This is a genomic window from Allosphingosinicella sp. (genome assembly GCF_036570505.1).
Taxonomy (GTDB): Bacteria; Pseudomonadota; Alphaproteobacteria; order Sphingomonadales; family Sphingomonadaceae; genus Allosphingosinicella.
Window position 1 is genome coordinate 1 of record NZ_DATCYB010000042.1, and the last position, 21,198, is coordinate 21,198.

Sequence of the window (21,198 nt, forward strand, 5' to 3'; positions counted from 1 at the left end):
GCGGCAGGGTCGTCGATCCGGGCGACATCCTGACGCTCGAAGCGGACGTGCTCAGCCCCTGCGCATTGGGCGCGATCCTGACCGAGGAGAGCATCGCGGCGCTCAACGTGCCCGTTGTCGCCGGCGCGGCCAACAACCAACTCGCCACCCCTGAAGACGGTGACCGGATCGCGGCGCGCGGCATCCTCTACGCGCCCGATTACGTCATTAACGCGGGCGGCATCATCAACGTCTCGTCCGAGCATCTGGGCGACGCCGACGAGGCGGGGGTCAAGGCGCGGATCGAGAAGATCCCGGGCCGGCTCGAATCGATCTGGGAGGAGAGCGCCTCGTCGGGCCGCAACCCTGCCGAAGTCGCCGACGCCATGGCCCAGCGGCTCATCGGGCGGGGCGAGTAGCCCCACCGAAGGTTACATTGGGGGAATCCACTCCATCATCATCGCAAAAGTCATTGCGACAAGCAGTAAAAGAGCTGAGACCGCGACAACTCCCGCTCCAGCAAGAACTCTAATAGCGAGCGCGCTGTTTGGCAGGAAATACCACGGAATAGCTACTGCCAACGCCAAGATGAGAGTGGGCACGAAGAGGTATGGGTCAGCCACATTGCGAGATTGAACGCCACTGAGGGCATTCGCAAGTTCTCCTGATCGTCGTTCAAAGCGCCTCGGCCCGTGGCTTCTCGCGCCCGAGTTTGTGCTCGCGATAGAGGGTGTAGAGTCCGCTGGAGATGATCACGGCGGCGCCGATCCAGGTGCTGGCCGGCGGCCGGGTTTCCCAGATGATCCAGCCGAGCAGCACGGCCCAGAGGAGCTGAACATAGTCGAACGGCACGATCACCGGCACCGGCGCGAAGCGTAGGGCGGCGGTGAGGAGAAGCTGGGCGATCCCGCCAAAGGATCCGAGCGCGAGCAGGATGGCCCAGACTTTCAGGGTGTGGGCTTCCGCGAAGAACGGCATCAGCGCGCCGACGGCGAGCATGGACAGTCCCGTGAACCAGAGGACGGTTGTCTGGGTCGATTCCGTCCGCCCGATCTGGCGGATGGTGATGGTGACCGAGGCGACGCCGAAGGCCGACAGCCCGGCGATGGCAAGACCGATCGCCGGCAGGCCGCCGCCCTGCGGCTGCATCACGATCAGAACGCCGAGGAAGCCGACCGCGACCGCGCTCCAGCGGTGCCGTCCGACATCCTCCTTCAGGACGAGCGCGGACAGGATGACGGCGAAGAGGGGTGCGGCGAAGCCGATGGTCGTCGCCTCCGCCAGCGGCAGGTAGCTCAAGGCGGTAAAGGCGAGGACCATGGTAGTGAGGCCGAGGGCGCCGCGGACGACATGGGCGAGAGGGCGTCGGGTGCGCCACGCTCCGAAATTGCCGGACCAGGCGATCCAGGCGAGCAGCGGCGGCAGGCCGAAGGCGAAGCGGTAGAAAACCAGCTCGGGCGTGCTGACCCCGGCTTCATAGCCGAGCTTGATCATCGCCGCCATGAACCCGAAGCAGGTGGTCGCGCCGAGGCGCAGGCCGATGCCCAGGAGGCGGTTCTGCTGTGGGCGGCGGGAGTCGTGCATGTTTGCGGCCGCCTTAGGCGAACCGCGGTTGTTTGTCCTCCCCGCCGCTTTGGGCCGTCATTGCGAGGAGCGGAGCGACGCGGCAATCCAGTCGCGTGCGCTGGATTGCTTCGCTACGCTCGCAATGACGAGGGAGATTAACGCGGCGGAGGCACCGCCTCGGGCGTTGTTCCTTCCGCCGCGGCGCGCATGTTGGCGAGGCCTTTTTCGAAATCCTTGCCGACCATCTTGTCCATACCGCCGAACAGGCTCATCGCCTTGGTCATGAACGGGCTGGGGCCGTACATTTCCCAATTCACCTCGGTCGCCCTGTCTTTCGGCTCCAGCGTGAATTCGGTCGTGTTGTGGGATTCAAACGGCTTCAAGAAGTCGAGCTTGATGAGAATCTTGGAGGGCGCGAAGGAATCGACGATCTCCATTCTCCCCTGACCGACCTTCTTGTTGCCCTGCCACTCGTAGATAGAGCCTTTGCCCGATTCCGGTCCGCTGAACCGGCGCTGGAGGGCGGGATCGAGCTTCTCCCAGGGGGACCAGACCTCCCAGCGGTGGAAGTCGTTGATCAGCGGGAAGACTTTTTCTGGCGGCGCGTCGATCATCGCGGAACGCCTGACCCGGAACGTGTTCGGCCGGGTCATGATGTAGATGAGCAACGCGGCCAGGATGACGAGGACGATGAGGATGATCTCTGTCATGGTTTCCTCCAACGCATGCGGCGCCAAATCTGCTTACGTCGTTCCCGCCCGTTTTACCATGTCGGCTTAGGTCTTTGCCGCGCGCTCGCGCTCGGCTAGAGCGGATTCCTCCATGCACGCTCTCGCTAACCCGGCCCGCTTCCTGAAGATCGCTCGTCCGCTTACTCCCTGGCTGGGCTGGGGCGGAGCGGCGCTGATCCTGTTCGCGCTCGCGTTCGGTCTTTTCATCGCCCCGAGCGACTATCTCCAGGGAGAGAGCGTCAGGATCATGTACGTGCATGTGCCCGCCGCCTGGCTCGGCATGGGCGGTTGGACCGGCATCGCCGTCGCCAGCTTGATGCAGCTCGTCTGGCGCCACCCGCTGGCGAACGTGGCGGCGCGGGCGATCGCGGTGCCCGGCGCGCTGTTCACGGCGATCTGCCTCGCCACCGGCTCGCTGTGGGGGCGCCCGACCTGGGGCACCTATTGGGAATGGGACGGGCGGATGACGTCGATGCTCGTCCTCCTCTTCCTCTATATTGCCTATATCGCGCTGGCCGACGCCGACCGGGAACGGGGCGGGGAGGGGCGGATCACCGCCATCTTCGGCCTGCTGGGAGCGATCAACATTCCGATCATCCATTATTCGGTGCTGTGGTGGAACACGCTCCACCAGGGGCAGAGCATCAGCTTCGTGCGCGGCTCCTCGACGATCGACGCGTCGATGCTGTGGCCGTTGATGGGCTCGGCGCTCGGTTTCTCGCTGCTGTTCGGCGCGATCGTGCTGATGCGGATGCGCGCCATCCTCGCCCGTCAGAAGGTCGAGGCGCGGCTGAGGAGGATGGGATCGTGAACCATTGGTCCTTCATCATCGCGGCCTATGCGCTGACGATCGTCGGGACACTCGGCGTCACCTTGTGGAGCTTCGCCGCGATGCGCCGCGCCGAAGCGGAAGCCGATGCGCTGAGAGGCAAGCGATGAAGGCCAAGAACCAGCGCCTGACCCTGCTCATCCTCGCCGTCGCCGCCGTGCTGGGGGCGGTGCTGCTGGGCATGTCCGCGCTGAAGGACCAGGCCGCCTATTTCTACGCGCCGGCCGATGTGACGCGCAAAGGCGTCCCGCTCGATCAGGCGGTGCGGATCGGCGGCATGGTCGAGGAAGGCTCGATCCGGCACGCGGAGGATGGAGTCACGATAGACTTCGTCGTCGGCGACGAGACGGAGGCGACCATTCCGGTCCGCTTCACCGGCATCGTGCCGGACCTCTTCAAGGAGGGTAGCGGCGTCGTCGCCGAAGGGCGGTTCCTGCCGAGCGGACTGTTCGTCGCCAGCGAGATACTCGCCAAGCATGACGAGAATTACATGCCGCCCGAGCTGGCCGGCGACAAGCACAAGATCGAGACACTGGAATGATCGCGGAAGGGGGGCTTGCGGCGCTCTGGCTCGCGGCGGCGCTGTCGCTGCTTCAGCTCTGCTTCGGCGTGTTCGCGCTGCGGCCGGGCGGCGAGGTGCTGTTGCGCACGGTGCGACCGGTGGCGGCGGCGCAGGCGGTGCTGGTGGCGATTGCCTTCCTGTGCCTGATACTCCTGTTCCTGCGCACCGACCTTTCGGTGGCACTGGTCGCGGCGAATAGTCATGCGGCCAAGCCCTGGCTCTACAAATTCGCCGGCGCCTGGGGGAATCATGAGGGCTCGATGCTGCTCTGGGTGACCGTGCTCGGCATCGCCGGCGGCGCGGTGGCGCTGTTCGAGCGGAAGCTGGAGCAGCGGACCCTGATCGCGACCCTGGCGGCGCAGGCGGCGATCGGGCTCGGCTTCTACGCCTTCCTCCTCTTCGCCTCCAATCCGTTCGAGCGCCTCAATCCGGCGCCGGCGGTGGGGCAGGGACTTAACCCGCTGCTCCAGGACCCGGGCCTCGCCTTCCATCCGCCGACGCTCTACTTCGGCTATGTCGGCATCTCGATCGCTTTTTCCTTCGCGGTCGGCGCGCTCGTCACCCGCGACGTCGGCGCAGCTTTCGCGCGGGCGATGCGGCCCTGGGTGCTCGCCGCCTGGATCTTCCTCACGCTCGGCATCACGGCGGGCAGCTACTGGGCCTATTATGAGCTCGGCTGGGGCGGGTGGTGGTTCTGGGATCCGGTCGAAAACGCCTCGCTCATGCCCTGGCTGGCGGCGACGGCTTTGCTTCATTCGGTGACGGTGCTGGCGACGCGCGACGCGCTGAGGGCCTGGACCGTGATGCTGGCCGTGGTCGCATTTTCCATGTCGATGGTCGGCACCTTCCTAGTGCGCTCGGGCATCCTCACCAGCGTTCACGCGTTTGCAGTCGATCCGCAGCGCGGCTTCTTCATCCTCATTCTGCTCACCCTTTATATCGGCGGTGCGCTGGCCCTGTTCGGCCTCCGCGTCGGCACCGTGCGGGAAGGTGCGACCTTCGAGCCGGTGAGCCGTGAGGGCGCGCTGGTGCTCAACAACCTCCTCCTCTCGGCCATTCTCGGCATCGTGCTCGTGGGAACGCTCTATCCACTCGGGGTGGAGGCCGTGACGGGGGAGAAATTGTCCGTGGGCCCGCCTTATTTCAACAGCGCCGCCGGACCGATCGTACTGGTGCTGGTCGCCGCCATGGCGATAGGGCCGCTCATCAAGTGGCGGCGCGACAAGGCGCGCGAAGTGCTGAACCGCGTCGCTATCCCGATCCTGATTTCGGCCATGGCGCTGTTCGCCCTTATTCTCTTCGCGCCCGGCATCGGCCTCTTTCCCCTCCTCGGGCTCACCTTGGCGGCGGGCGTGGCGGCGGCGAGCGTCGCGCCGCTCTGGAACCGCAACCTGCGCCGCACGCCGCTCTTCACCTGGGGCATGGTGATCGCCCATCTCGGCATCGCCGTCAGCCTTGCCGGCATGGCGTCGGAGACGGCGTTCACCGAAGAGACGCTGGTCGCGGTGCCCGTCGGGGAGACGGTCGAGGTCGGCCCCTATTCGATCAGGTTCGATGCGGTGCGGCCGATCGCCGGACCCAACTGGACGGCGATCGAGGCGACGCTCACCGCCCGCCGCGGCGACGGCGATCCCTTCATCCTCCGACCGCAGGCGCGCATGTTCAGCTCGCCGCCGACCGAGACGAGCGAGGCGGCCATAGAAACGCAACTCGACGGCCAGCTCTACACGGTGCTGGGCAAGGGCGACGCGCAAGGACGCTGGCAGCTCCGCCTCTGGTGGAAGCCGTTCGTGACGCTCATCTGGTTCGGCGGCGCCCTGATCGCGCTTGGCGGATTGTTGTCGCTGATCGGCCGTGTCCGGCGCGAGCGGAAGGTCCAGCTTCAGGAGGCCTGGGCATGAAACGCCTCATCCTCTGGGTGCCGCTGGTGGTTTTCCTCGTATTCCTGGTGACGGTCGCGGTCGGTCTCTACGCCCCGTCGGATCGCAAGATCCAGTCGCAGATGGTGGGCAAGTCCGTCCCCGCTTTCTCGCTGCCGCCGATGCTGCCCGACCGCCCCGGGCTCGACAGCGCCGATTATGCCACGGGCGAGCCGCGCATCGTCAACGTCTTCGCGAGCTGGTGCGTCCCCTGCATCGCCGAAGCGCCGCAGCTCGAAGCGATCGCCGAACGCGGCATTCCGATCGATGCCGTCGCCGTGCGCGACCGGCCGCAGGACGTGGCCGAATTTCTCCGCCGCTGGGGCGACCCCTACGCCCGCATCGGCTCGGACGCGAACAGCCGGGTGCAGATCGCGCTCGGCGCCTCGGGCGTGCCGGAAACCTTCATCGTCGATGGCGACGGGATTATCCGATATTATCATTTCGGGCCGATCAATCCGCTGGACGTGCCCGACGTCGTCGCGGCCTATGAGGCGCTGAAGTGATCCGCAACTCGCCACCGAGGTTGTTCGTGGCTTTGGCGCTGCTCATTCCCGCTCCAGCCGTTGCCGACTCCCTCCTGCCACCCGCCGAATATGCCTACACGCAGCTTCCCGATCCGGAACAGGAGGAGAAGGCGCTGGCGTTGATGGAGACGCTGCGCTGTCTCGTCTGCCAGGGCCAGTCTATCGCCGACAGCGATGCCGAGATGGCGGGCGACATGCGCGCCCTCGTGCGGCAGCGCATCGCCGCGGGTGAGGAGCCGGACGCGATCCGGGCCTGGCTGATCGAACGCTACGGCAATTGGGTTAGCTATGCGCCGCCGCTGGAGCCGGTGACGTGGCCGCTCTGGGCGGCGCCGATCCTGCTGCTCGCCGCCGGTCTCTGGCTCGCGCGCGGGCGTTTCAGGCGGAGGAAGCGCTGATGGGCTGGGTGCTGATCGTCCTGATGGCGGCGTTGGTGTTCGTCGCGCTATGGCGCTTCGGCCGGTTCGACAAGGCGGCGCTACAGTTTCTCGGGGCCGCGCTGCTGATCGCGCTCGCCGGTTACGCCTGGCAGGGCCGCCCTGGTTTGGAGGGCAAGCCAGTACCGCCGCCCGTGCGCGAAAAGCTGCCGGATACCGCCTTCGCCGAGGTGCGGGGCGACATGCTGGGTGAATTCGACGTCGCGGCGCACTGGCTCACCATCGCCGACAGCTATCATCGGAGGGGCGATACGCTGAACGCGGCGGGCGTCATCGGTTCCGCCCTCCGGGAGCATCCGAACAATGCCGACCTCTGGGTCGGTCTTGGCAATGCGCTAGTCCTCCACGCCGACGGCATGATGACGCCAGCGGCCGAACTCGCTTTCCAGCACGCCGCCGCGATCGCGCCGGACCATCCCGGCCCCAAATTCTTCTACGGCCTCGCGCTGGCCCAGGGCGGCAAGTTCGACGAAGCCGAGGCGATCTGGCGCAATATCCTAGCCACCGCGCCGCCGGGCGTGTCGTGGCGGCCGATGATCGAGGAACGGCTGATGATGCTGGATCAGGCGCGGGCGATGGGGATGGTGCCGTAATCTCCCCTCCCGTAAACGGGAGGGGAGGCTGGTCAGAACGCGACATATTCCTCGCCGAGCGCCTCGGCGACGGCCCGGTGGCGGATCTTGCCGCCCATCACGTTGAGGCCGTTGGCGAGGTGCGGGTCGGCCTTCATCGCGGCTTCGGCGCCTAGGTTCGCGAGCTTCAGCGCGAAGGGGAGGGTGGCGTTGTTCAGCGCGAAGGTCGACGTGCGCGCGACGGCGCCCGGCATGTTGGCGACGCAATAGTGGATGACGCCGCCGATTTCGAACACCGGATCGTCGTGGGTGGTGGGCCGCGAGGTCTCGAAGCAGCCGCCCTGATCGATGGCGATGTCGACCAGCACACTGCCGCGCTTCATCGTCTGAAGCATGTCGCGGGTGACGAGCTTGGGCGCGGCCGCGCCGGGGACGAGCACCGCTCCGATGACAAGGTGCGCGTTCGCCACCGCGTGGACGATGGCGGCCTTGCTGGCATAGGCCGTCTTGATCTGGCTGGAGAAGAACATGTCCAACTCGGCCAGCCGCGCATTGTTGATGTCGTAGATGGTGACGTCGGCGCGCATGCCGACCGCCATCTGCGCGGCGTTGATGCCCGAGACGCCGCCGCCGAGGATCGCGACCTTGGCCGGCGCCACGCCCGGAACCCCGCCCAGCAGAACACCGCGGCCGCCCTGTTCCTTTTCGAGATAATGGGCGCCGACCTGCACCGACATGCGGCCCGCAACCTCGCTCATCGGCTTCAGGAGCGGCAGCGAACGGTCGTTCGCCGTCACCGTCTCATAGGCGATGCAGGTCGCGCCGGACTTCATCAGGCCCTTGGCCTGCTCCGGATCGGGCGCGAGGTGGAGATAGGTGAAGAGGAGGTGGCGCGGCTCGAGCAGGGCGATCTCCTGCGGCTGCGGCTCCTTCACCTTCACGATCATGTCGGCCTGGGCGAAAGTCGAGGCGGCGTCCGGCGCGATGCGGGCGCCGGCGTCGATATAATCCTGGTCTTCGAAGTCGATGCCGCCGCCGGCCTTCGTCTCGACGATGACCTCATGGCCGGCCGCCACCAGTTCCGTCACCGAAGGCGGGGTGAGGCCGACGCGATATTCGTGATTCTTGATTTCCTTAGGCACGCCGACGCGCATCTCAAGACTCCATGGAGAAGGTTGATCGCGGGTCTATAGTGCGGCCGAAACGCTTTGTCGCCATTGCGGTGCGGATGGGCGCCATGCTAAGCGCCGCGGCTTCCGGCCGTGCCGGCGAAGTTGAACAAGGGATCAAGGGGCGTTCCTCGCCCGCCTGGAAATGACCGACACCGCCGCAGCATCGGAGCTCCCTGACTCGCGTCCCGCCAGTCACGGGCACACACAGGGCAGCCTGGCCAAGCTGACCCTCGGCGCCATCGGCGTCGTGTTCGGCGATATCGGCACCAGTCCGCTTTACGCCTTTCGCGAGACGTTCGCGGGCCATCACCCGCTGACACTCGACGAGATCCACATCTACGGCGTCTTGTCGCTCGTCTTCTGGTCGATGATGCTGGTCGTGACGCTCAAATACGTCATGATCCTCATGCGCGCCGACAACAAGGGCGAGGGCGGCAGCCTCGCTCTCCTGGCGCTCATCTCCAGAAGCGGAAGCGGCGGTAGCGGCGGCAAGAGACGATGGACGGCGGGAATCGTCCTCCTCGGCGTCTTCGCCTGCGCGCTCTTCTACGGCGACAGCATGATCACGCCGGCCATTTCGGTGCTGGGCGCCGTCGAGGGCCTGATGGTCATAGAAACGAGCCTTGAGCCGCTGGTCGTTCCGATCGCCGTGGTGATCCTGGTCGGCCTGTTCCTCATCCAGAAGGCAGGGACCGCCCGCGTCGGCATCCTGTTCGGGCCCGTCGTCACCATCTATTTCGCGACCATCGCCGTGCTCGGCACGATGAGCATCATGCGCGATCCAACGGTCCTGTGGGCGCTCAACCCCTATTATGCGGTGAACTTCTTCTTCATCGACGGGTGGAAGGCGTTCCTGGCGCTGGGCTCGGTCGTTCTGGCGGTTACTGGCGCGGAGGCGCTTTATGCCGACATGGGGCATTTCGGCCGCCGCCCGATCCGCACAGCCTGGATCTACTTCGTCCTGCCGGCGCTGATGCTGAACTATCTTGGGCAGGGGGTGTTGCTGATCGGCGACCCGGAGGCCATCCAGAACCCCTTCTACAGGCTCGCGCCCGACTGGTTCCGCCTGCCGCTGGTGATCGTCGCCACGCTGGCCGCCATCATCGCCAGCCAGGCGGTGATATCGGGTGCCTTCTCGGTGACGCAGCAGGCGATCCAGCTTGGCTTCATCCCACGGCTCAGCATCCAGCACACCAGCGCTGCCGCAGCGGGGCAGATCTACATCCCCGTCATCAACTGGGCGCTGATGGTGATGGTGATCCTGCTGGTCCTCTTCTTCCAGAATTCGAGCAACCTTGCCGCCGCCTACGGCATCGCCGTCACCGGCGCGATGCTGATCGACACCTGCCTCCTGACGGTCGTCCTCTTCTCGCTATGGAAGTGGAAGCCTTGGATCGCCGTGCCGCTGCTCGCCCTGTTCTACGTCGTGGACACGGCCTATTTCGCGGCGAACCTGACCAAGGTGCCCGACGGAGGCTGGTTCCCGCTGTTGATCGGCCTCGTCGCCTTCACCTTGCTCACCACCTGGGCGCGGGGGCGGCAGCTGATGCTGGCCCGGATGCGCGAAGCCTCGATGCCGGTCGAAATCTTCGTCAAATCGGCCGCCAACAGCGCCACGCGAGTCCCCGGCACCGCCGTGTTCATGACCACCTCGCCCGACGGCGTGCCGCACTCGCTGCTTCACAATCTCAAGCACAACAAGGTCCTGCACGAGCGGGTGATGCTGCTCACGGTGCGGATCGAGGACGAGCCCTTCATTCCCGACAATGAGCGCGCCGAGATGACCAGCCTTGGCAGCGGTTTCTACCGGCTCGTGCTGCGCTACGGCTTCATGCAGGATTCGGACGTTCCGGCGGCGCTGAAGCAGGTCGAAAGTTGCGGGCCCGAATTCAAGATGATGGACACCAGCTTCTTCCTCGCCCGCCAGACCCTTCTCACCGGCGGATCGAAGCCCGGCATGGCGCTGTGGCGTGAAAAGCTTTTCTCCTGGATGCTGCGCAACGCCGAAAGCGCGATGGAGTTCTTCAAGCTCCCGCCCAACCGGGTGGTCGAGCTCGGCAGCCAGGTGGAAATCTGAGCGGCCCAAGCGCTCCGATCATCGTCACCGCGCTGTTCGGCGACGGCGACAATGGCTGGCTGCAGGACTTGCGGCGCACGCATTATCCGCCCGAGCGCAATCAGGTTCCCGCGCATCTTACCCTGTTTCACCATCTGCCGCCGACGGTCGAGGCGGAGCTGGGCGCGCGCCTAGCCGCCTATGCCGCCCTGCCGCCCCCAAGGGCGCGGTTGTCAGGAGTCATCGATCTGGGGGAGGGCACGGCCTTTCGCGTGGAAAGCGAGGACATGGAGGACATCCGCCATGATCTCGCCGAAGCGTTTCGCGGCCTGCTAACGCCGCAGGACCAGGCGCCCTGGCGACCCCATGTCACCATCCAGAACAAGGTCGAACCGCGCGAGGCGAAGCGGCTGCAGCAGCAAATCCGCGCCACGTTCCAGCCGCGCCCGCTCGCCGTCAAGGGGCTGGCGTCATGGCGCTATCTCGGGGGTCCCTGGGAGCCCATCCGGAGATACAGCTTCCGCGGCTAGTCGATCTGCCCGACGCCCTCGCAGCTGTAATCGAAGGCGGCGAGGCCCGATTCGAGGTGCGCGGCGACGAGCGGCATGTCCATCAGCTCGTCGATCGCCCCCTCGCTGTCCTCCTCTACGCTGTCGGCAGCTTCCTGGAAGGCGTCATCCCATTCGCTCGCATCATAGGTGCCGCGCCCCACCCAGGCGAGGGCCAGCGCCTCGGCCAGCTGGTCGTCGGCCAGATCGTCCAGGGTGGCGCGGATCTCCTCCTCGACACCCGTGTTGAGCTCGTCCTCCAGGGCGGAGAGCGCCTCACCGCTCTCGTCGTCGTCCAGATCGTCGACATTGTCGGCATCCTCATCCGGATCGGTGGCGGGCACCTGCGCCTCATTTTCGCGGGCGCGCAGGATGAGCCTGCACAGCGTATCAAGCGGGGTCAGCAATTCCATCTGTCGTCTCCGTGGGCCGTCGACCCTTGTCTCGTGAACGACAGGAAAGGCAGCGGGTTCCGGCCGACATTCCGGGCCAGTTGACCGGTGCGGCGTCGCTGCCTATAGGCCCGGCACGCCCGCGCACCTGCGCCGGCGTCCGCGCCATGGGGCGGAGTAGCTCAGCTGGTTAGAGCAGCGGAATCATAATCCGCGTGTCGGGGGTTCAAGTCCCTCCTCCGCTACCAACTCTCTTGGTGACTCAACGACCGAGCAACATGCGCAAATGGCCTAGCACGTCTGATCTACGCTGGATCAGTCCGTAATCGGTTCACGGCTTCTTTCCGGAAGGAAGAAGAGGCCGATGACGACCGTCAGCGCGGCGACAACGACCGGATACCAGAGGCCGTAATAGATATTGCCCTGTGCCGCGACGAGCGCGAAGGCGGTGGTCGGCAGGAAGCCGCCGAACCAGCCATTGCCGATATGGTACGGCAGCGACATCGATGTGTAGCGGATGCGCGTCGGGAAGAGCTCGACCAGCAGCGCCGCGATCGGGCCGTAGACCATGGTCACATAGACCACGAGCAAGGTGAGGATGGCGACGACCAGCGGCTTGTCGATCGCTGCCGGGTCGGCCTTGGGTGGATAGCCGGCCGCGGCGACTTCGGCGGCAAGCGTGTCCTGGAACGTCCTGATCGCGGCCGCGCGATCGTCCGTGGCGATTTGCGCGGGATCAGGCACCGCGATGGCCTGGCCGCCGATGATCACGCGTGCCGCCGAGCCAGCCGGCGCTTCGACATTGTTGTAGGAGACGCCCGAGCGCGCGAGCCAGGCCTTGGCGACGTCGCAGCTCGTCCGATCGAAGCGGCTTCGGCCGAGCGGATCGAACTGGACCGAGCAGGTGTCGGGATCGGCGACGACCGAGACGGGCGCGGCCTGCTGGGCGGCGTAGAGCGCCGGGTTGGCGGCCTTGGTGAGCGCGCCGAACAACGGGAAATAGGTCGCGGCGGCCAGCGCGCAGCCGGCGAGGATGATGGGTTTCCTTCCGATCCTGTCCGAAAGCCAGCCGAACAGGATGAAGCCGGGCGTCGCGATCGCGAGCGCGATGGCGATCATGATGTTGGCGGTGGCGCCGTCCACGCGCAGCGTCTTTTCGAGGAAGAAGAGCGCGTAGAACTGCCCCGCATACCAGACCACCGCCTGCCCGGCGACCGCGCCGAACAGGGCGATGAGGACGATCTTCAGATTGCCCCACTCGCCGAACGCCTCGCGGATCGGTGCCTTGGACCGACGCCCTTCCGCCTTCATCTTTAGGAAGGCGGGGCTTTCGGCGAGCTGCAGGCGGATCCAGAGCGAGACGCCGAGCAGCACGATCGAGATCAGGAAGGGAATGCGCCAGCCCCAGGCGGCAAAGGCTTGCTCGCCCATCGCCGTGCGGATTCCGATGACGACGAGCAGCGCCGCGAACAGGCCTAGCGTCGCCGTCGTCTGGATGAAGCTTGTGTAGAGGCCGCGCCGGCCCTCGGGCGCATGCTCGGCGACATAGGTGGCCGCTCCGCCATATTCGCCGCCGAGCGCCAGTCCCTGCACGAGACGCAGCAGCACCAGCAGGATCGGCGCGGCGACGCCGACGGCGGCGTAGGAGGGGAGGAGGCCGACGGCGAAGGTGGAGGCGCCCATCAGCCCCATCGTCACCAGGAAGGTGTTCTTGCGGCCGACAAGGTCGCCGAGCCGGCCGAAGACCAGCGCGCCGAACGGCCTTACCGCGAATCCTGCGGCGAAGGCGGCGAGCGCAAAGATGAAGCCGGTGGTCTCGTTGACGCCGGAAAAGAATTGCGCGGAGATGATCGTCGCGAGGAGGCCGTAGAGGTAGAAGTCATACCATTCGAACACCGTCCCCAGCGACGAGGCGGCGATGACCAGCCAGTCCTTCTGCCGTACCTCTTCGGCCTCCGCCTCCGCTGCTATCGTGCTCACCGACATTTCTCCCCTTGCGCCTTCTGTTGAGGCATGGGGCGATCTAAGCAGAGTGACGCCATGAGGGCCAGCCGGGAGCGCGAACGGACATGAAGATAGGGATATTGGAGACGGGCGGGCCGCCCGGCGGGCTGGCGGAGCGGTTCGGCGACTATCCGGACATGGTGAGGAGGCTGCTCGGCGACGGCCATGCTTTCACAACCTATGATGTGGCGAGAGACGAGCCCCCGGCCATTCCGGAGACGCAGGATGCCTATGTCATCACCGGGTCGCCGGCGGGGGTTTATGATGGCCTGCCCTGGATCATGCGCCTCATCGAGTGGCTGCGGGAGGCCAAGGGGAGGACGAAGCTCGTCGGCATCTGCTTCGGGCACCAGGTCATGGCGCAGGCGTTCGGCGGAAACGTCGCGAAGGCCGACAAGGGCTGGGGGATCGGTCTCCATCGCTATGACGTGCACGAGCGGGCCTCCTGGATGGACGATGCCGCTTCCTTCGCCATCCCCGTTTCCCACCAGGACCAGATCGTCGAGCCGCCGCCCGGCATCCGTTTGCTCGCCGGCAGCGACTTCTGCCGCTTCGGCCTGATCGCCTACGAGGATCAGCCGGCGATCTCGCTCCAGTGCCATCCGGAATTCGAGCCCGCCTTCGCCCAAGCCTTGATCGAGGCCCGCCGCGACCGGCTGCCCGATCCCGACGCGGCGATCGCCTCGCTCGATCAGCCGAACGATCGGGCGCGGCTCGGTCGGTGGATCGGCGGCTTCCTCGCCGGCTAGCCGGCTTCGGAACAGGAACGAGCGCGCGGGCGTCTTGTCTCTTTCCGGAGACCGCCATGCCGCTCACCGCCATCGCCCTCAATTGCAGCCTCAAGAGCAAGAGTGACGAGCATTCCTCCACCGACAAGATGATCGAGGTCATCGCGAAGGCGCTCAGGCGTCATGACGTCACGTTGAGCGAGACGATCCGCATGGTCGACCATGACGTGAAGGCGGGCGTGACGTCGGACGAGGGGGAGGGCGATGCCTGGCCACCCATCCGCGGCCGCATCCTGGAGGCGGATATCCTTATTTTCGGAACGCCCGTCTGGCTCGGCCAGATGTCGAGCGTCGCCAAACGGGTGCTGGAGCGGATGGACGCCTTCCTGAGCGAGACCGACGACAAGGGCCGGATGCCGAGCTTCTCGAAGATCGCCGTCGTCGGAATAGTCGGCAACGAGGACGGCGCCCACGCCATCACCGCCTCGCTCTACCAGGGGCTCGGCGACATGGGCTGGACGATCCCGGGCGGCGGCGCCTGCTATTGGGTGGGCGAGGCGATGGGCAACATCGATTTCAAGGACTTGCCGCAGGTCCCCGAAAAGGTTCAGCAAACGGCCGACATGCTCGCGTCCAATGCCGCCCACCTCGCGGGGCTGCTCAAGAAGCAGCCCTATCCGGGCGTTTCCAAATAACCCAGCGAGAAGGTCAGGCTGCCAATCCGACGGCATCGCACACGAGCATCTTCGCATAGCTCGTCCTCCGCTCGCAATGACCGGCACCTAACTCAGTTCCACGCGCTAGCGGCGATTTGATAGGCGAGCGCGCTCGCTGTCTGCAGGATGGGAAGAGCTGTTTCTCCGACCCGAGTCTCGGCGACGGCAAACGCGACAGCCCCTGGCACGGCGAGCGCCAGCAGAAGATGCTTCCATCGATCGGAACGCTGCGCGCGCCAACCATCCTCAACGGCGCCTCGCTCCTGCGGCCGGAGATAATTTAGATATTTGAGCATGTTCTTGCCGAAAATCGAATCGGGAGTAGGGCTCGCCGCCAACTCTTTCGCAAGACCCTTGGCGATCCTGGCATCGCCCCTCGTGTAGAATCGAAGCGCGCTGTTCCAGAGCAGCAGGGTGTCGCCGCCTGGCGGACGCACGCCGCCCCGCGCATTTCGGACGATCGCCATCGGCGTCAGGATCAGGCCCGGCAAGCTCCACCATCCGAAACAGGCGGAAATCAGCGTTGCCCGCAGCGAGGCTTGTCTTGCGCATGGCGTGCAAAACATGCCCGATTTCGGGTGTCGGCTGGCGTAGACCAGATTCGAGACAACGCTCCAGTAGATGGTGAAGCGCGGTCGAACGGTCGGCTTGCGACAGAACTGGCAGCGCAGCGGGCTGGCATTTGGTCGGGATCCAAACTCCGGAAATGTCGTGAAGGTCTGCATAACCCCGACCTTCGAGGCATCATAGGCGAGCCGTAGATGAGGATTCCGGAGAACCCGGTAGGCTTCGTTGAGGCGCTGGAACTCGCGAGTAGAGTCGCTCGATGGGTTCGCGTCGGGATGAAGTTTTTTGGCCTGTCGTCGATAAGCGCGTCTGATGTCGCCCAGTGGGGCATTGGGCTCGATGCCCAACGCGGAATAAGGGTCGAGACTCATACTGGCTCTCTGACTGGCGCCGCTTTAACTACGCATGGCGCGCATCTTCATGCAACTCCGCGCCAGAAATTCGAGAGGCAGCTTGAAAGAGAGCGCGTACGGGTGGCCCGATCCTTTTATCAGACTTGCCCCTCATGCCTCCGCCTTCGCCGGGAGGACGCCGCGGCGGATCTGGTCGAGCTCGATCGATTCGAACAAGGCCTTGAAATTGCCCTCGCCGAAGCCCTGATTGCCCTTCCTCTGGATGATCTCGAAGAAGATCGGGCCGATCATGTTCTCGGTGAATATCTGGAGCAGCAGGCCTTCGCCGGTCTCGGGCGAGCCGTCGATCAGGATCTTGCGCTTCCTCATCTCGGCGACGTTGTGGCCGTGGCCGGGCAGGCGCTCGTCGATCATGTCGAAATAGGTGTCCGGGCTGTCCTGGAACCTGATGCCGTTGGCGCGAAGCTGGTCGACGGTGGCGAAGATATCGTCGGTGGCGAGCGCGATATGCTGGATGCCCTCGCCTTTATATTCGCGCAGGAACTCCTCGATCTGGCTATGCTCGTCCTGGGATTCGTTCAGCGGAATCCGTATCTTGTCGTCCGGAGCTGTCATTGCGCGTGAAAGAAGCGCGGTCTGCTTCCCTTCGATGTCGAAATAGCGGATCTGGCGGAAGTTGAAGATGCGCTCGTAGAATTGCGCCCAGTGATCCATCCGGCCGCGGTTCACATTGTGGGTGAGGTGGTCGAGCGTGTGAAGGCCGGCGGCGTTGTGGTCGCGGACGGCGCCCTCGACCGGCTCGAAGTCGACGTCGTAGATCTGCTCGGCGCCATAGCGGTCGACCAAATAAAGGAGCGAACCGCCGATGCCTTCGATGGCGGGGATATCGAGTTCGTCGGGCCCGCGCGGCGTCGCGACCGGCGTGGCGCCGCGCTCGACAGCCATTTCAAGGGCTCTCCTCGCGTCCTTCACGCGGAACGCCATGGCGTTGGCGGAGGGACCGTGAGCGCCGCGGAAGTCGGAGGCCTGGCCGCTCGGCTCCATGTTCAGGATAAAGTTGATGTCGCCCTGGGCATAGTGGCGGACATTCTTCGTCTTGTGGTTGCCCATGTGGGTGAAGCCCAGCGCGGTGAAGAGACCGGCCAGCGCCTCGGGGTCGGGGCCGGTGAATTCCACGAATTCAAAGCCGTCGAGGCCAAGCGGGTTGTCGTGCGCGGTCATGGGAACGAACCTTCATATTGGGGATGAAACTGTGCCGCCTCTCTACCAGCGCGGTCGGCCCGCCGCAAATGGAGCGGGAGGTTGCGCTGGGGCTATCAGAGCCCCTATCTCCGGGGCCTAACCACTTCATCCTTTCTCGAAAGACTCGCATGGCCGCGACCCACTCCACCCGCATGCTCATCCTCGGTTCCGGCCCCGCCGGCCTCTCCGCCGCCATCTATGGCGCCCGCGCCGGCCTCGCCCCGATCGTGGTGCAGGGCATTCAGCCCGGGGGGCAGCTCACAATCACGACCGACGTCGAGAATTATCCGGGCTTCGCGGACGTCATCCAGGGCCCCTGGCTGATGGAGCAGATGCAGAAGCAGGCCGAGCACGTGGGCGCACAGATGATGTGGGACACAATCGCGCAAGTGGACTTCTCCCAGGCCCCGTTCCGTCTGATCGGCGACGGCGGCACCGTCTATTCGGGCGATACGGTGGTGATCGCCACGGGAGCGCAAGCGAGGTGGCTCGGCATTCCCAGCGAGGAGCGGCTACAGGGCAAGGGCGTCTCCGCCTGCGCGACCTGCGACGGCTTCTTCTATCGCGGCAAGAAGGTGGCGGTGATCGGTGGCGGCAACACAGCGGTCGAAGAGGCCATCTACATGACCAATCACAGCCATGACGTCACCCTGATCCACCGCCGCGACAGCCTGCGCGCCGAGAAGATCCTTCAGGAGCGGCTGTTCGCGCATCCCAACATCAAGGTGCTGTGGAACAAGGAAGTGGCCGAATTCGTCGGCGGTGGCGAACCCGAGGGGCTGGTCGCCCTCGATCTTCGCGACACCCGCACCGGCGAGATCTCCCGCCTCGATGTCGAGGGCGGCTTCGTCGCCATCGGCCATTCGCCCGCGACCGACCTGTTCAAGGGTCATCTCAAGCTCGACCGCGACGGCTATATCGAGGTCGAGACCGGCGGCACGCGCACCAGCGTGCCCGGCGTCTTCGCCAGCGGCGACGTGATGGACAAGATCTACCGCCAGGCCGTCACCGCCGCCGGGACCGGCTGCATGGCCGCGCTCGACGCGGAGAAATATCTGGCCGAAGCGGATTTCGAAGCCGCGAACCAGGCGAAGGCAGTGAACGCCTAACGCAGCCCTTTGACTCGAGCGAAGGTCAGCAAAGAACCATAGGTTTCAAGCATATCGGCGTCGACTTCATGATCCTCTATGAGGATGCCGAGCCGCTCTTCCAGCTCCGTCAGCAGGCCCGCGACGGCCATGGAGTCGAATTCGGGGAGGGCGCCGAATAGCGGCGTCACTTCGGTGAAACCGGCGACCCGCGTGGCGTCGAGGCCAAGGACGTCGACGAGCACCGCCCGCAGCGTCATGTCGATATCGCCCGCATCGTCCAGCGCCACCGGCATTTCCTTGTTCGCCCCCGTCATCGCGCCGCCGCCTAGACGTTTCGGGGCCGACGGACAAGCGTCGAAGGCGGTTCCGCCCGGACCGGCGAGACGCTATGCCGCGCCACGAAGGAGTAAAGCGTGGAAGGCCCTGACCCCAACCCCCGGCCGCTGGACCATCTGACGCTGCGGGGCGTTTCCAATGCCCAGGCGCTGCTCACCCGTGAAGGTCCCCTCGATTATGCCGGATTGGAGACAGCGGTCGGCGCGGTCGCCGGGGCGCTGAGGGCGAAAGCGTTAAAGCCGGGCGATCGGGTAGCTAGCTGGCTCCCCAAGACGCGCATGACCAGCATCCTGCCGCTTGCCTGCGCCCGGGCGGGCGTCATCCACGTGCCGATCAATCCGCTGCTCAAGCATGCGCAGGTCGCGCATATCCTTTTCGACAGCGGCGCCTCGCTCCTGATCAGCGGCGCAGCGCGGCTCGCGACCCTGGCCGAGGGCGATCTGCCGGCGGATTGCTCGGCCGCGGAGGAAGAGGAGGGGGCGGCAATGCTGGGGGGGAAGGATCGGCTTCCGCCCTCCGACGCCAACCCGGATGACGTCGCGGCGCTGCTCTATACCTCCGGATCAACGGGCCGGCCCAAGGGCGTGGTGCTGAGCCACGCCAACCTCTGGCTCGGTGCGATCAGCGTCGCTTATTATCTGGCGCTCGGTCCCGACGACCGGACGCTCGCCGTGCTGCCACTGAGCTTCGACTATGGTCAGAACCAGCTGCTTTCCACCTGGGCGGCCGGGGGGGAGGTCATTCCCCTCGAATATCTGTCTGCACGCGATGTAATCCGCGCGGTCGAACGTCATGACGTCACCACGCTTGCGGGCGTGCCCCCGCTCTGGGTGCAACTGGTAGAGGCCGTCTGGCCGCCACAGGCCGCGCTTTCGCTGAGGCGGCTCACCAATTCGGGCGGGCGCCTTCCCATGTCCGTGCTCCGCCGCATGCGCGAGATGTTTCCGGCGGCGGAGATTTTCCCCATGTACGGCCTCACCGAGGCCTTCCGCTCGACCTACCTCGATCCGGCCCTAGTGGACGCGCATCCGGATTCGATCGGCACGGCGGTTCCCTTCGCCGAGTTGATGGTGCTGCGCCCTGACGGAACCGAAACGGCCGCGGAGGAAGGGGGGGAATTGGTCCATGCCGGGCCGCTGGTCGCCAAGGGTTACTGGAACGATCCCGAACGCACGGCCGAGCGCTTTCGGCCGGCGCCGCCGGCGTCGCGCTATGGCGGCACCGCCGTCTGGTCCGGCGATACCGTGAAGCGCGACGAGCAGGGCCTGCTCTATTTCGTCTCCCGCGAGGATGCGATGATCAAGACGTCGGGCAATCGCGTCAGCCCCACCGAAGTCGAGGAAGCGGCCATCGCCAGCGGCCTGGTGGCCGAGGCGGTGGCGATGGGCGTGCCCGACGACCGGCTTGGCCAGGCCATCGCCCTCGTCGTCCGTCCCGCGCCGCCCAAGGGCCGGGAAGTAGAGGCGGACCTGCGCAACTATCTGAAGCGCGAGCTGCCTAATTTCATGCAGCCGACTCATGTTCTCTGGCGCGCCGACATGCCGAAAAGCCCGAACGGGAAACTCGACCGCGATGCGCTGAAGCAGGAGTTGATGGCATGAAACCGATGGGCGCGATCCCGGCCGACTTCCGGGCGGAGGGGGCGTCACTCCTGATCGGTGGGCGGTCCGTCGACGATCTGATTGCCGAAGCCGGCGGCACCCCGCTCTTCGTCTATGACTTCGGCATTGTCGCCCGGCGGATTGCCCGTTTCCGGGGCGCCTTTCCCAGCGTCCAGCTTCATTATGCCATAAAAGCAAATCCCTATATCCCACTCCTGAAGTTCATTTTTAAAACTGTTAACGGCCTCGACGTCGCCTCGGCGGGTGAGCTTCGCATGGCACTGGGGGCGGGCGCGAACGCCCGGCACCTCTCCTTCGCGGGGCCAGGCAAGCGGGATTTGGAGCTGGAAACGGCCATTCGCGCCGGGATCACCCTCAACGCCGAGTCGGAAGGCGAAGTGGATCGGGCCTTGCGGATCGCCGATCGCCTCGGCCTCCGGCCCCGCCTGGCCGTTCGCGTGAACCCTGAGTTCGAAATCAAGGGCTCGGGCATGCGCATGGGCGGCGGCGCCAAGCCCTTCGGCGTCGATGCCGAGCGAGTGCCGGCGTTGGTCCGGGCGATCCTCGATGGCGGCGCGGAATGGCGCGGCTTCCATATCTTCGTCGGCTCCCAGGCACTCAGCGCCGACGCGTTGATCGAGGCCCAGCGCGCGACGCTCGCTTTGGCTGACGGGCTGGCGGGAGCCGTCGGCGAGGTGCCGCCGCTGGTCAACCTCGGCGGCGGCTTCGGCATTCCCTATTTCGCCGGCGAACAGCCGCTGGACGTGGAGGCGATCGGGCGCGCGCTGGACGAGGCGCTGGAGCCTGTTCCGCCTTCGCTCGCCGGCTCGGCCTTCGCCATCGAGCTTGGACGTTGGCTGGTGGGGGAGGCGGGAGTCTACCTGACGCGTGTCGTCGACCGGAAGGTCAGTCACGGCAAGACCTTCCTCGTCACCGACGGCGGCATGCATCATCAGCTCGCCGCCTCCGGCAATTTCGGCCAGGTCGTGCGCCGCAACTATCCTGTCGCCATCGCCAACCGCATGGACGAGTCCGCGACTGAGGAAGCGAGCATCGTCGGGTGCCTCTGCACGCCGCTCGACCGCCTTGCCGATGACGTCATGGCGCCGCGCGCGGAGGTCGGCGACATCGTCGCGGTCTTCATGGCCGGCGCCTATGGTCTTTCGGCCAGCCCACAGGCCTTTCTCGGCCAGCCTCCGGCGCTCGAAATGGCTGTCGGCGGAGGGGATTAACCCGCGCGCTTTCGCCGGTCCCAAAGCGGGACGGGCCC

General features: G+C 65.8%; 22 protein-coding genes, 1 tRNA gene and 1 pseudogene. 16 read left to right on the plus strand and 8 right to left on the minus strand.

The annotated features are described in order from the left end of the window. Positions 1-398 (plus strand): annotated as a pseudogene (locus tag VIR62_RS03635) (amino acid dehydrogenase); the annotation flags it as partial. 256 nt (positions 399-654) lie between these two features. On the opposite strand, the gene VIR62_RS03640 reads toward VIR62_RS03635, so the two are convergent. Together VIR62_RS03640 and VIR62_RS03645 are read right to left on the minus strand one after the other, a co-directional pair. Further along, a complete protein-coding gene (locus tag VIR62_RS03640; protein ID WP_431868772.1) occupies positions 655-1,563 on the minus strand; it encodes a DMT family transporter in 909 nt (302 codons plus the stop codon). A gap of 137 nt (positions 1,564-1,700) precedes the next feature. Then, the gene (locus tag VIR62_RS03645) at positions 1,701-2,255 is read right to left on the minus strand and encodes an SRPBCC family protein (protein WP_431868773.1); all 555 of its coding nucleotides are present in this window, start codon (positions 2,253-2,255) and stop codon (positions 1,701-1,703) included. A gap of 112 nt (positions 2,256-2,367) precedes the next feature. Here VIR62_RS03645 and ccmC point away from each other — a divergent pair, with 112 nt between their 5' ends. From ccmC to VIR62_RS03680, 7 genes are read left to right on the plus strand one after another with little or no spacing between them, the layout of a single operon-like run. Next, entirely contained in the window at positions 2,368-3,087 is a 720-nt protein-coding gene (gene ccmC, locus VIR62_RS03650) for a heme ABC transporter permease CcmC (protein WP_431868775.1), read from the plus strand. Further along, the gene (gene ccmD, locus VIR62_RS03655; protein ID WP_431868776.1) at positions 3,084-3,215 is read left to right on the plus strand and encodes a heme exporter protein CcmD; all 132 of its coding nucleotides are present in this window, start codon (positions 3,084-3,086) and stop codon (positions 3,213-3,215) included. Before ccmC ends, ccmD begins: the two co-directional genes overlap by 4 nt. Beyond that, positions 3,212-3,646, plus strand: coding sequence for a cytochrome c maturation protein CcmE (gene ccmE / locus VIR62_RS03660; RefSeq protein WP_431868777.1), 435 nt, complete (start codon positions 3,212-3,214; stop codon positions 3,644-3,646). The genes ccmD and ccmE overlap by 4 nt, the downstream gene beginning before the upstream one ends. Beyond that, the gene (locus tag VIR62_RS03665) at positions 3,643-5,568 is read left to right on the plus strand and encodes a heme lyase CcmF/NrfE family subunit (RefSeq protein WP_431868779.1); all 1,926 of its coding nucleotides are present in this window, start codon (positions 3,643-3,645) and stop codon (positions 5,566-5,568) included. Before ccmE ends, VIR62_RS03665 begins: the two co-directional genes overlap by 4 nt. Continuing rightward, positions 5,565-6,092 carry a DsbE family thiol:disulfide interchange protein gene (locus VIR62_RS03670; RefSeq protein WP_431868781.1) on the plus strand — a complete coding sequence of 176 codons (528 nt, stop codon included), beginning with the start codon at positions 5,565-5,567 and terminating at the stop codon, positions 6,090-6,092. Before VIR62_RS03665 ends, VIR62_RS03670 begins: the two co-directional genes overlap by 4 nt. Continuing rightward, positions 6,089-6,511, plus strand: a complete 423-nt coding sequence (locus tag VIR62_RS03675; RefSeq protein WP_431868782.1) for a cytochrome c-type biogenesis protein — start codon at positions 6,089-6,091, stop codon at positions 6,509-6,511. The genes VIR62_RS03670 and VIR62_RS03675 overlap by 4 nt, the downstream gene beginning before the upstream one ends. Further along, on the plus strand, positions 6,511-7,143 hold the full coding sequence (locus VIR62_RS03680; protein WP_431868783.1) for a tetratricopeptide repeat protein: 633 nt from the start codon (positions 6,511-6,513) through the stop codon (positions 7,141-7,143). Before VIR62_RS03675 ends, VIR62_RS03680 begins: the two co-directional genes overlap by 1 nt. 32 nt (positions 7,144-7,175) lie before the next feature. On the opposite strand, the gene ald is transcribed toward VIR62_RS03680, so the two are convergent. Further along, positions 7,176-8,276 carry an alanine dehydrogenase gene (gene ald / locus VIR62_RS03685; protein ID WP_431868785.1) on the minus strand — a complete coding sequence of 367 codons (1,101 nt, stop codon included), beginning with the start codon at positions 8,274-8,276 and terminating at the stop codon, positions 7,176-7,178. A gap of 160 nt (positions 8,277-8,436) precedes the next feature. Here ald and VIR62_RS03690 point away from each other — a divergent pair, with 160 nt between their 5' ends. After that, complete coding sequence (locus VIR62_RS03690) at positions 8,437-10,371, plus strand: potassium transporter Kup (protein ID WP_431868787.1); 1,935 nt, start codon at positions 8,437-8,439, stop codon at positions 10,369-10,371. A 68-nt stretch (positions 10,372-10,439) separates the two neighbouring features. Continuing rightward, the gene (locus VIR62_RS03695) at positions 10,440-10,880 is read left to right on the plus strand and encodes a 2'-5' RNA ligase family protein (RefSeq protein WP_431868788.1); all 441 of its coding nucleotides are present in this window, start codon (positions 10,440-10,442) and stop codon (positions 10,878-10,880) included. Here VIR62_RS03695 and VIR62_RS03700 read toward each other — a convergent pair. Next, positions 10,877-11,311 carry a DUF3775 domain-containing protein gene (locus tag VIR62_RS03700; protein ID WP_431868790.1) on the minus strand — a complete coding sequence of 145 codons (435 nt, stop codon included), beginning with the start codon at positions 11,309-11,311 and terminating at the stop codon, positions 10,877-10,879. The two genes, VIR62_RS03695 and VIR62_RS03700, sit on opposite strands and share 4 nt — an antisense overlap. 150 nt (positions 11,312-11,461) lie before the next feature. Between VIR62_RS03700 and VIR62_RS03705 the strand changes: the two genes are divergently transcribed. Beyond that, a tRNA-Met gene (locus VIR62_RS03705) sits at positions 11,462-11,538 on the plus strand. Positions 11,539-11,605: 67 nt separating this feature from the next. On the opposite strand, the gene VIR62_RS03710 is transcribed toward VIR62_RS03705, so the two are convergent. Next, the gene (locus VIR62_RS03710) at positions 11,606-13,270 is read right to left on the minus strand and encodes an MFS transporter (RefSeq protein WP_431868791.1); all 1,665 of its coding nucleotides are present in this window, start codon (positions 13,268-13,270) and stop codon (positions 11,606-11,608) included. Between the two features lie 89 nt (positions 13,271-13,359). Here VIR62_RS03710 and VIR62_RS03715 point away from each other — a divergent pair, with 89 nt between their 5' ends. Both VIR62_RS03715 and VIR62_RS03720 read left to right on the plus strand, forming a co-directional pair. Further along, positions 13,360-14,043, plus strand: a complete 684-nt coding sequence (locus tag VIR62_RS03715; protein ID WP_431868793.1) for a type 1 glutamine amidotransferase — start codon at positions 13,360-13,362, stop codon at positions 14,041-14,043. A 56-nt stretch (positions 14,044-14,099) separates the two neighbouring features. Then, positions 14,100-14,717, plus strand: coding sequence for a flavodoxin family protein (locus tag VIR62_RS03720; protein WP_431868794.1), 618 nt, complete (start codon positions 14,100-14,102; stop codon positions 14,715-14,717). Between the two features lie 92 nt (positions 14,718-14,809). Here VIR62_RS03720 and VIR62_RS03725 read toward each other — a convergent pair whose 3' ends face one another. Both VIR62_RS03725 and hppD read right to left on the minus strand, forming a co-directional pair. Then, entirely contained in the window at positions 14,810-15,676 is an 867-nt protein-coding gene (locus VIR62_RS03725; RefSeq protein ID WP_431868796.1) for a J domain-containing protein, read from the minus strand. A 132-nt stretch (positions 15,677-15,808) separates the two neighbouring features. Next, on the minus strand, positions 15,809-16,879 hold the full coding sequence (gene hppD / locus VIR62_RS03730) for a 4-hydroxyphenylpyruvate dioxygenase (protein WP_431868797.1): 1,071 nt from the start codon (positions 16,877-16,879) through the stop codon (positions 15,809-15,811). Between the two features lie 149 nt (positions 16,880-17,028). On the opposite strand from hppD, the gene trxB reads away from it, so the two are divergent. After that, entirely contained in the window at positions 17,029-18,009 is a 981-nt protein-coding gene (gene trxB / locus VIR62_RS03735; protein ID WP_431868799.1) for a thioredoxin-disulfide reductase, read from the plus strand. On the opposite strand, the gene VIR62_RS03740 is transcribed toward trxB, so the two are convergent. Then, positions 18,006-18,305 (minus strand): acyl carrier protein, encoded by a 300-nt coding sequence (locus VIR62_RS03740; protein WP_431868801.1) that lies wholly within the window; start codon positions 18,303-18,305, stop codon positions 18,006-18,008. The genes trxB and VIR62_RS03740 overlap by 4 nt on opposite strands. A gap of 99 nt (positions 18,306-18,404) precedes the next feature. Between VIR62_RS03740 and VIR62_RS03745 the strand changes: the two genes are divergently transcribed. Beyond that, positions 18,405-19,928 (plus strand): acyl-CoA ligase (AMP-forming), exosortase A system-associated, encoded by a 1,524-nt coding sequence (locus VIR62_RS03745; protein WP_431868802.1) that lies wholly within the window; start codon positions 18,405-18,407, stop codon positions 19,926-19,928. Next, positions 19,925-21,160, plus strand: a complete 1,236-nt coding sequence (locus VIR62_RS03750; RefSeq protein ID WP_431868804.1) for a pyridoxal-dependent decarboxylase, exosortase A system-associated — start codon at positions 19,925-19,927, stop codon at positions 21,158-21,160. Before VIR62_RS03745 ends, VIR62_RS03750 begins: the two co-directional genes overlap by 4 nt. The last annotated feature ends 38 nt before the right edge of the window (positions 21,161-21,198 follow it).

What these genes read in the sequence shown, in the direction of transcription:
- VIR62_RS03720 (WP_431868794.1), top strand. Translation starts at nt 14,100, where the DNA reads ATGCCGCTCACCGCCATCGCCCTCAATTGCAGCCTCAAGAGCAAGAGT.
- VIR62_RS03700 (WP_431868790.1), bottom strand. Translation starts at nt 11,311, where the DNA reads ATGGAATTGCTGACCCCGCTTGATACGCTGTGCAGGCTCATCCTGCGC.
- trxB (WP_431868799.1), top strand. Translation starts at nt 17,029, where the DNA reads ATGGCCGCGACCCACTCCACCCGCATGCTCATCCTCGGTTCCGGCCCC.
- VIR62_RS03640 (WP_431868772.1), bottom strand. Translation starts at nt 1,563, where the DNA reads ATGCACGACTCCCGCCGCCCACAGCAGAACCGCCTCCTGGGCATCGGC.
- VIR62_RS03740 (WP_431868801.1), bottom strand. Translation starts at nt 18,305, where the DNA reads ATGACGGGGGCGAACAAGGAAATGCCGGTGGCGCTGGACGATGCGGGC.
- hppD (WP_431868797.1), bottom strand. Translation starts at nt 16,879, where the DNA reads ATGACCGCGCACGACAACCCGCTTGGCCTCGACGGCTTTGAATTCGTG.
- VIR62_RS03715 (WP_431868793.1), top strand. Translation starts at nt 13,360, where the DNA reads ATGAAGATAGGGATATTGGAGACGGGCGGGCCGCCCGGCGGGCTGGCG.
- VIR62_RS03690 (WP_431868787.1), top strand. Translation starts at nt 8,437, where the DNA reads ATGACCGACACCGCCGCAGCATCGGAGCTCCCTGACTCGCGTCCCGCC.
- ccmE (WP_431868777.1), top strand. Translation starts at nt 3,212, where the DNA reads ATGAAGGCCAAGAACCAGCGCCTGACCCTGCTCATCCTCGCCGTCGCC.
- ald (WP_431868785.1), bottom strand. Translation starts at nt 8,276, where the DNA reads ATGCGCGTCGGCGTGCCTAAGGAAATCAAGAATCACGAATATCGCGTC.
- VIR62_RS03665 (WP_431868779.1), top strand. Translation starts at nt 3,643, where the DNA reads ATGATCGCGGAAGGGGGGCTTGCGGCGCTCTGGCTCGCGGCGGCGCTG.
- VIR62_RS03680 (WP_431868783.1), top strand. Translation starts at nt 6,511, where the DNA reads ATGGGCTGGGTGCTGATCGTCCTGATGGCGGCGTTGGTGTTCGTCGCG.
- VIR62_RS03645 (WP_431868773.1), bottom strand. Translation starts at nt 2,255, where the DNA reads ATGACAGAGATCATCCTCATCGTCCTCGTCATCCTGGCCGCGTTGCTC.
- ccmC (WP_431868775.1), top strand. Translation starts at nt 2,368, where the DNA reads ATGCACGCTCTCGCTAACCCGGCCCGCTTCCTGAAGATCGCTCGTCCG.
- VIR62_RS03670 (WP_431868781.1), top strand. Translation starts at nt 5,565, where the DNA reads ATGAAACGCCTCATCCTCTGGGTGCCGCTGGTGGTTTTCCTCGTATTC.
- VIR62_RS03725 (WP_431868796.1), bottom strand. Translation starts at nt 15,676, where the DNA reads ATGAGTCTCGACCCTTATTCCGCGTTGGGCATCGAGCCCAATGCCCCA.
- VIR62_RS03750 (WP_431868804.1), top strand. Translation starts at nt 19,925, where the DNA reads ATGAAACCGATGGGCGCGATCCCGGCCGACTTCCGGGCGGAGGGGGCG.